Source organism: Rhodococcus sp. NPDC077669, assembly GCF_040686915.1.
In the GTDB taxonomy this organism is placed as follows: domain Bacteria; phylum Actinomycetota; class Actinomycetes; order Mycobacteriales; family Mycobacteriaceae; genus Rhodococcoides; species Rhodococcoides fascians.
Genome location: NZ_JBFBMD010000016.1, coordinates 96614 through 103827, shown reverse-complemented (window position 1 = coordinate 103827; position 7214 = coordinate 96614). Strand labels below are relative to the sequence as shown.

Here is a 7214-nt window from a genome sequence, read left to right as displayed (position 1 = left end):
GTTTTTTTGGTGTTTTCCGGGGGGCTCCTTCCCCCTGGGCGTGGTTCCGGGGGGGGGGGGGGGGGGGGGGCGGTTTGGGCGCGCGGGGCCCCCCCAACCCCCCCCACGACGGCGAAGCCCTAACAGCAGCGAGCTCCCGGATTTCGGTCCGCCTCCGCGTGCCGGTCTTTCCAGTACTGCCGCACGGTCGGTGGCTCCTGGCCCGGGTGGTGCCGGGCCAGATGCGCGACGTAGCGGTCGTAATCGTGATCACCCATCACCGAGGTGATCCACCACCACAGCCCGCGCATCTAGTGCGCCGACCCGGGGCGTCGAACGGTGCCCGCATCGATCAGTTCGTCCCACTCGGCCTGAATCTGCTTCTCGGCGGGGGTGAGGACGAATCCGGCGGGACCGAAGATCTTCGACGGCACCTCCGGCTCCTCGTTGTCCGGCAGATCAGCACCGCGAACGGCTCTGACGCACACGATGACTCCGGCGATGACGACGACCAGGACGAGTACCGCGAAGATGATCGACAGCGTGCCCTGGATGAACGTATTGCGAATGACCGCGTCGATGGCCTCGGGGGTCTTCGCGCTGCCGAAGCTGCTCAGGCCCTGCTCCTTCGCGTCACGGAACTGAGAATGCTGCGTCCAGTAACCGATGGCCGGGGTGGAGGAGAAGATCTTCTGGTACGAGGCCGTCATCGTGACGATGAGGTCCCAGGCAAGTGGAATGCCAGGGATCCACGCCCATTTGTACAGACCTCGTTTGACGACGATCACCATGACCACCGTCAGGGCGATGGCGGCGAGCAACTGATTGGCGATACCGAACAGCGGGAACAGGGTGTTGATGCCGCCGAGCGGGTCGGTGACTCCCATGAGAAGGATTGCGCCCCAGGCTGCGACGACGATCAGCGAGCAGATCCATGCTCCGGGACGCCACGACGGGTCCTTGAACTTCTTGGCCGAGGCTCCGGGCAGGTTGCCGATGCTGTCGGAGAGCATGAAGCGTGCGACGCGGGTGCCGGCATCGACCGTGGTGAGGATGAACAGTGCCTCGAACATGATCGCGAAGTGGTACCAGAACGACTTGAGCGATTCGCCGCCGAACACCTGATGCAGAACCTCGGACATACCGAACGCCAGCGTCGGAGCGCCGCCGGTACGGGAGATGATCGACTCCTCGCCCACATCGGCTGCGGCCTGGCTCAATTCGCCGGCCGAGATGTCTCCGCCGCTCAATCCCAAACCGTTGACGTACTCCGCCGCGGTCTCGGGAGTACCGCCGGTCAGCGTCGCCGGTGCGTTCAGCGCGAAGTAGATGTGCTGATCGAGAACGCAGGCGGTGATGAGCGCCATGATGGCGACGAACGACTCGGTGAGCATGCCGCCGTAGCCGATCATGCGCATCTGCTTCTCCTTCTCGAGCAACTTCGGCGTGGTGCCGGAGGAGATCAGAGCGTGGAAACCCGAAAGCGCGCCGCAGGCGATGGTGATGAACAAGAACGGGAACAGCGATCCTGCGAATGCCGGTCCGTTGCCCTCGGTGGCGAAGGTGGTCATCGCGGGCATCTGAATCTCGGGGCGCGCGATGAGAATGCCGACGGCCAGCAGCGCGATGGTGCCGACCTTCATGAACGTCGAAAGATAGTCGCGCGGGGCGAGCAGCAGCCACACCGGCAGGATGCAGGCCAGCAGACCGTAGCCGATGAGCAGCCAGGCGACCGTCACTTTGGAGAGCGTGAACCAGTCTGTGCCCCATTCAGTTTCGGCGACCCAGCCGCCGGCCACGATAGCGAGCAGCAGCAGCACGACGCCGATGAGCGAGACCTCGGTGACGTTGCCCGGCCGCAGGTAGCGCAGATACACACCCATGAACAGGGCGATGGGGATTGTCAGCGCGATGGAGAACACGCCCCACGGACTTTCGGCGAGCGCGTTGACGACGACGAGAGCAAGAACCGCGATCAGGATGATCATGATGACGAACACCGCGATCAGCGCGGCGGTTCCGCCGATTACTCCGAGTTCGTCACGGGCCATCTGGCCGAGGCTGCGGCCGTTGCGGCGCGTCGAGATCCACAGCACCAGGAAATCCTGGACGGCCCCGGCGAACACGACGCCGATGATGATCCACATGGTGCCGGGCAGGTAGCCCATCTGGGCAGCCAGAACCGGTCCGACGAGGGGGCCCGCTCCCGCGATTGCGGCGAAGTGATGGCCGAACAGCACCCGACGGTCCGTCGGCATGTAGTCCTTGCCGTTCTCCAAGATCTCGGCGGGCGTGGCTCGGTCGTCGCGAGGAAAGACGATCTTGCGTTCGATCAGCCTGGCGTAGAAGCGAAACGCGAAGATGTAGGTACATACCGCGGCGATGACGAACCAGACTGCGTTGGGATTCTCGCCGCGGACGATGGCGATGATCGTCCAGGCGACGCCGCCGAGCATGCCGATCACGACGAGCATCAGACGCTTGATCGGCGTCATGGGATGGGAATCGACGACTCCGACAGGTGGTAGGTCGGGGTCTGTCTTCAGCAATTCGACGTGTGGATCGTCGGCCGCTTTCAGTGACATGTGTGGGGTCTCCATGGTCGCAGGTGTGACTGCGATCACCCTATGCGTGACGCACTTGCACGTCCTCGAATCGACACTTCGCGGTGCGCCCGGCGGTCACTCGTGTGCGCCGAGTGGCGGCAGCCTGGAACCGGATGGTCCTGGGCTGCGTCGTACCGGGTGTCATTACTTCATTCATTCGGGGGGAACACCACATGTCGGGACCGTACGAGCAAACTCATCAGCAGACCTTTCCCGCGGCGCAGCCCTTCGCGCCCGTGCTGCCCGCGTCGAACGCAGGGTGGGCAGTGGTGGCAGTCATCTTCTTCTGGCCACTGGCCATCCCCGCGTTCAATCACGCGTTGAAAGTCCATCCTCTGTGGTCGATGGGCGATGTCCAGGGCGCGCAGTACTCGTCGCAGCGCGCGGCGTTCTTCGGCAAGCTGTCCCTCATCATCTTCGGCGTCTTCATCGTTCTCTACCTGGCGTTCATCGGCTTGGTCGTCTCGAACATGTGACGGGTCGACGGCGGTGTGCTGATCACCCGCGGGTGACCGAAATACCGCCGTCGACGTAGAGCGTGGTTCCGTGGACCATTGCGGCATCGTCCGAGACCAGGAACAGCACACCGTCGGCAATGTTCTGCGGTGACAGCACCGTGCCTGCCGGGGTTCCGGCCGTCATGGCGTCGAGGACCTGGCGTGCATCCTCGTTGCCCGGAGTCAGAGTGGCTCCGGGCGCGAGGGCGTTCACTCGCACACCGCGTGGGCCGAACTCGGCGGCCCAACTGCGAGTGAGCTGCTCGTCGGCGGCTTTGGTGGCGGAGTACATCGCAGCGAACGGACTGCCCATCGTGGCCATCCACGACCCGATGTTCACGATGACTCCCCTGCCGCGCTCGGCCATGGCCGGTGCGAGCTCACCGACGAGCACGTGCGGTGCTCGGACGTTGACGGCGAGCATGGCGTCGAGCTGGTCGTCGGGAAGATCGGCTGTCGCGGTGGCCGGATAGATACCGGCGTTGTTGACGAGAATGTCGACGCGGCCGCCGAGGGCGTCGGTAGTGCGGGCGGCGAACTCACGAAGTTCGTCGTAGCTGCCCGAGAGATCGACGTCGACGAATGCCGCTGTGCCGCCGGCTTCCGAGATGCGGGCCGCCAGGGCTTTGCCGCGCTCGGCGTCGCGGCCGCTGACGACCACCGATGCCCCCTGGGCGGCGAGGGTGAGCGCGATGGCCGCACCGATTCCACTGGTCGATCCGGTGACGACGGCGGTGCGTCCATGGAGTTGTGTGGAACTGGAAGATGTCATGACGCCATGTCTACGGTCGCGGAATCGGGCGGACCAGGCGTCGTTCGACCTAGGTCTGTCATGACCAGGTTGGCGATCGCTCGCGTGGCTACTGTGGATTTCGTGAACAACGACAGGTCGGCGCTGAGCGCGTTTCTGCGTGATCGACGCGACCGCATCACTCCAGCCGAGGCGGGAGTACCGACCTATCCCGGTGCGCGACGGGTCCCGGGCCTGCGGCGAGAAGAGCTCGCAGCGCTGGCCGGAGTGAGTCCGGATTACTACAGCAAGCTCGAACAGGGTCGCCAGGCCAACGTCTCACCCGAGGTGCTGCGGGCAATTGCTCGGGCGTTGAAACTCGACCGGGTGGAGTCCGCGCATCTGCTCGATCTCGCATCTCCGGCTGTGCCGGTCGGCAGCGCCCCGGAGCGACCGGATCCGGGATTACTCCAGGTGATGCGGGCGCTCGATCACGTGCCGGTGTTACTGCTCGGGCGCTCGGGAACCATCCTGGCCAGCAATGCGCTGGTTCGTGCGGTGTTGAGTCTGCAGTCGTCCGCAGAGGATTCGCTGTTCCACTATTTGTTCCGCAATCCCATCGCGCGCGAGCGAATCGTCAATTGGTCGCAGTTCGCGGCGGCCTCGGTTGCGGCACTGCGCCGCGAGCTTGCCCGACGGTCAGGGGATTCGGAGTTGAATGCGCTGATCGACGAATTGCGTTCGTCCGAGCCGTGTTTCGAGCAATGGTGGAGCGATCACGAGGTCGCCGAATTCGCAGGTGCAACCAAGATCATTCAGCATCCGGCGGCGGGCACCCTGCAATTCGGAATCGAGTTTCTGACCTCGCCGAGCGCGCAGGATCAAAGTCTGATCGTCTACACGGTCGAGGAGGATTCCAGTACGGCACACGTCCTGCCGATCCTCGCGAGCTGGGACCCGAATTCGGCGATCACCACGTGACCGGCATGGCAGATCACGCCGTCGAGCAGACGCTGGCCGGGCACTGTCCGAGCTGGCCGTGTTGTCAAAGTAGACTCCATAGACCGTGAGCCTCACCCTCGGAATCGTCGGACTGCCCAACGTCGGCAAGTCCACCCTCTTCAATGCACTGACCAACAACGATGTGCTGGCCGCGAACTATCCGTTCGCGACTATCGAGCCCAACGTCGGCGTGGTCGCGCTGCCGGATCCCCGGCTCGAGAAGCTGGCCGAGGTGTTCGGTTCGGAGAAGCTCGTGCCCGCGCTGGTGTCGTTCGTCGACATCGCCGGCATCGTCAAGGGTGCGTCCGAGGGCGCAGGCCTGGGCAACAAGTTCCTCGCCAACATCCGTGAGGCCGACGCCATCTGTCAGGTCGTTCGCGTCTTCGCCGACGACGACGTGGTCCACGTCGATGGTCGCGTCGACCCGACCGCGGATATCGAGGTCATCGAGACCGAACTCGCGATCGCCGATCTGCAGACTCTCGAGAAGGCGATCCCGCGCCTCGAGAAAGAGGTGCGGATCAAGAAGGACCGCAAGCCGGCGCTCGATGCGGCTCTGGCCGCGCAGGCCGTTCTGAACGACGGCAAGACGCTGTTCTCGGCGAAGGCCAAGCTCGACTTCGAGCTGCTCGGTGAATTCCAGCTGCTCACCACCAAGCCGTTCCTGTACGTCTTCAACGCCGACGAGTCGGTGCTGACCGACGACGCCAAGATCGGTGAACTCGCTCGACTGGTCGCACCTGCCGATGCGGTGTTCCTCGATGCGAAGATCGAGTCGGAATTGCTCGAACTCGACAAGGAGTCGGCAGCCGAGTTGCTCGAATCCGTCGGTCAGACCGAGCCCGGTCTCGACGCGTTGGCGCGCGCCGGCTTCCACACTCTGGGCTTGCAGACCTACCTCACCGCAGGCCCGAAAGAGGCTCGCGCGTGGACAATTCACCAGGGCGACACCGCGCCCCAGGCCGCAGGCGTCATTCACACCGACTTCGAGCGCGGCTTCATCAAGGCCGAAATCGTCTCCTTCGACGACCTCGTCGCCGCAGGTTCGATGGCCTCGGCCAAGGCTGCTGGCAAGGTGCGCATCGAGGGCAAGGACTACGTGATGTCCGACGGCGACGTGGTGGAGTTCCGCTTCAACGTCTGACGGCCGTCGATCCGCAGATCGCCTACGGTCCGGGTGACCAATAGCCGCCACCGTTCGCGCCGTCGGAGACCCAGAACATGTCGAATCCGTCCGGCGAGACCGCAATCCCTCTCGCTGCGGGGTCGCATTCCGACCCTGGCTCCGCATTGCCGTCGACGATCGGTACCGACTGCACCCAATGCGCGCGAGTCGACCCTGCATAGGTGCACTTCAGGAACGTGCCATCGGCGGAGGTTCCGTGATTGTCGACGCCCGGATCGCATGGTCCGTCCACCTCGGGCAGTGAGGCCCAGGGGGCCTCGGTCGCGTCCGCAGTGGTCTCGACCGGAGTCGGTGGCTCCGTAGTGGGAGGAACCGTGAAGAGTGCGGTCGCCGGTAAGGAGTACGGAACAAGTGTTTCGACGGATGCTGGCGTGCTTTGGCGTGAGAGATCCGAAACCGTATACGACAGTAGCGACCGCGAGCAGTTCGATCACTCCGATTGCCAAGCCCGCGATGGCAATTCCACGAACGGAAAGTCATTTGGTGCGAACGCTACAGACATCGGTGTCGGCCAGGTGACAGTTGTCGTCTGCGCGCACGATCGACCGTCGGCTACGCTCCTAAGCAGTCGAACAGGAGGACATGGATGGGCCTGGAATACCTCGAGTCGTTTGTGCATCGAACCGCCACAGCGGGGGAGCCTTTCGAGCGTGGAGCCGACGAGTCGGAACTCGGATACCTGTCCGCATTGGCCGCGAGGCCCGGCACGAAGTCGATCTGCGAGGTCGGGTTCAATGCGGGCTTCTCGAGTTGGGCGTTCCTCGAGGCTTCTCCCGACGTGACCGTCGTATCCTTCGATCTGGCCGCATACGCGTACAGCGATGCCGCGAAAGCCCATGTCGACGAACACTTCCCGGGCCGACACACCCTGATCCAGGGAGATTCGCACACCAACATCAAGGCTTATGCCGAGCAACACCCGGACGCGCGCTTCGATGTAATCTTCATCGACGGTGACCATTCTGTGGAAGGTGCCCGCGCAGACCTCGACGATCTTCGTGCGCTCGCCACCCCGGAATCGGTCGTCATCATGGACGACATCACGCCGTGGCTCTGGTTCGGCGAAGGTCCGACGCAGGCCTGGCAAGAGGCAGTCGACGCGGGTCGAATCCTGCACACCAACTACTTTCGCGACGGCGAACCCGTCGACGCGGTCACTCCTCCCGCCGCGCGTGCCTGGGCCGAGGGTCGTTACCCCTTCTGAAAACGGACGG

8 protein-coding genes are annotated in these 7214 nt (G+C 64.1%); 4 read left to right on the top strand and 4 right to left on the bottom strand.

What is annotated here, in order from left to right; all coding sequences use genetic code 11:
• Nucleotides 1-119: 119 nt before the first annotated feature.
• On the bottom strand, nt 120-290 hold the full coding sequence (locus AB0P23_RS18125; RefSeq protein WP_072692145.1) for a YbdD/YjiX family protein: 171 nt from the start codon (nt 288-290) through the stop codon (nt 120-122).
• Entirely contained in the window at nt 291-2564 is a 2274-nt protein-coding gene (locus AB0P23_RS18120; RefSeq protein ID WP_206497998.1) for a carbon starvation CstA family protein, read from the bottom strand.
• Nucleotides 2565-2758: 194 nt separating this feature from the next.
• Here AB0P23_RS18120 and AB0P23_RS18115 point away from each other — a divergent pair, with 194 nt between their 5' ends.
• Nucleotides 2759-3061, top strand: coding sequence for a CD225/dispanin family protein (locus tag AB0P23_RS18115; protein ID WP_052057009.1), 303 nt, complete (start codon nt 2759-2761; stop codon nt 3059-3061).
• 22 nt (nt 3062-3083) lie between these two features.
• On the opposite strand, the gene AB0P23_RS18110 is transcribed toward AB0P23_RS18115, so the two are convergent.
• On the bottom strand, nt 3084-3854 hold the full coding sequence (locus tag AB0P23_RS18110; RefSeq protein ID WP_032400246.1) for an SDR family oxidoreductase: 771 nt from the start codon (nt 3852-3854) through the stop codon (nt 3084-3086).
• 102 nt (nt 3855-3956) lie between these two features.
• Here AB0P23_RS18110 and AB0P23_RS18105 point away from each other — a divergent pair, with 102 nt between their 5' ends.
• Together AB0P23_RS18105 and ychF are read left to right on the top strand one after the other, a co-directional pair.
• On the top strand, nt 3957-4793 hold the full coding sequence (locus AB0P23_RS18105) for a helix-turn-helix transcriptional regulator (RefSeq protein ID WP_032400270.1): 837 nt from the start codon (nt 3957-3959) through the stop codon (nt 4791-4793).
• A gap of 85 nt (nt 4794-4878) precedes the next feature.
• On the top strand, nt 4879-5958 hold the full coding sequence (ychF, locus tag AB0P23_RS18100) for a redox-regulated ATPase YchF (protein WP_027498119.1): 1080 nt from the start codon (nt 4879-4881) through the stop codon (nt 5956-5958).
• Between the two features lie 22 nt (nt 5959-5980).
• On the opposite strand, the gene AB0P23_RS18095 is transcribed toward ychF, so the two are convergent.
• Nucleotides 5981-6232 carry a hypothetical protein gene (locus AB0P23_RS18095; protein ID WP_032400247.1) on the bottom strand — a complete coding sequence of 84 codons (252 nt, stop codon included), beginning with the start codon at nt 6230-6232 and terminating at the stop codon, nt 5981-5983.
• 354 nt (nt 6233-6586) lie between these two features.
• Between AB0P23_RS18095 and AB0P23_RS18090 the strand changes: the two genes are divergently transcribed.
• Nucleotides 6587-7204, top strand: a complete 618-nt coding sequence (locus AB0P23_RS18090) for a class I SAM-dependent methyltransferase (RefSeq protein WP_363798644.1) — start codon at nt 6587-6589, stop codon at nt 7202-7204.
• Nucleotides 7205-7214: the final 10 nt, after the last annotated feature.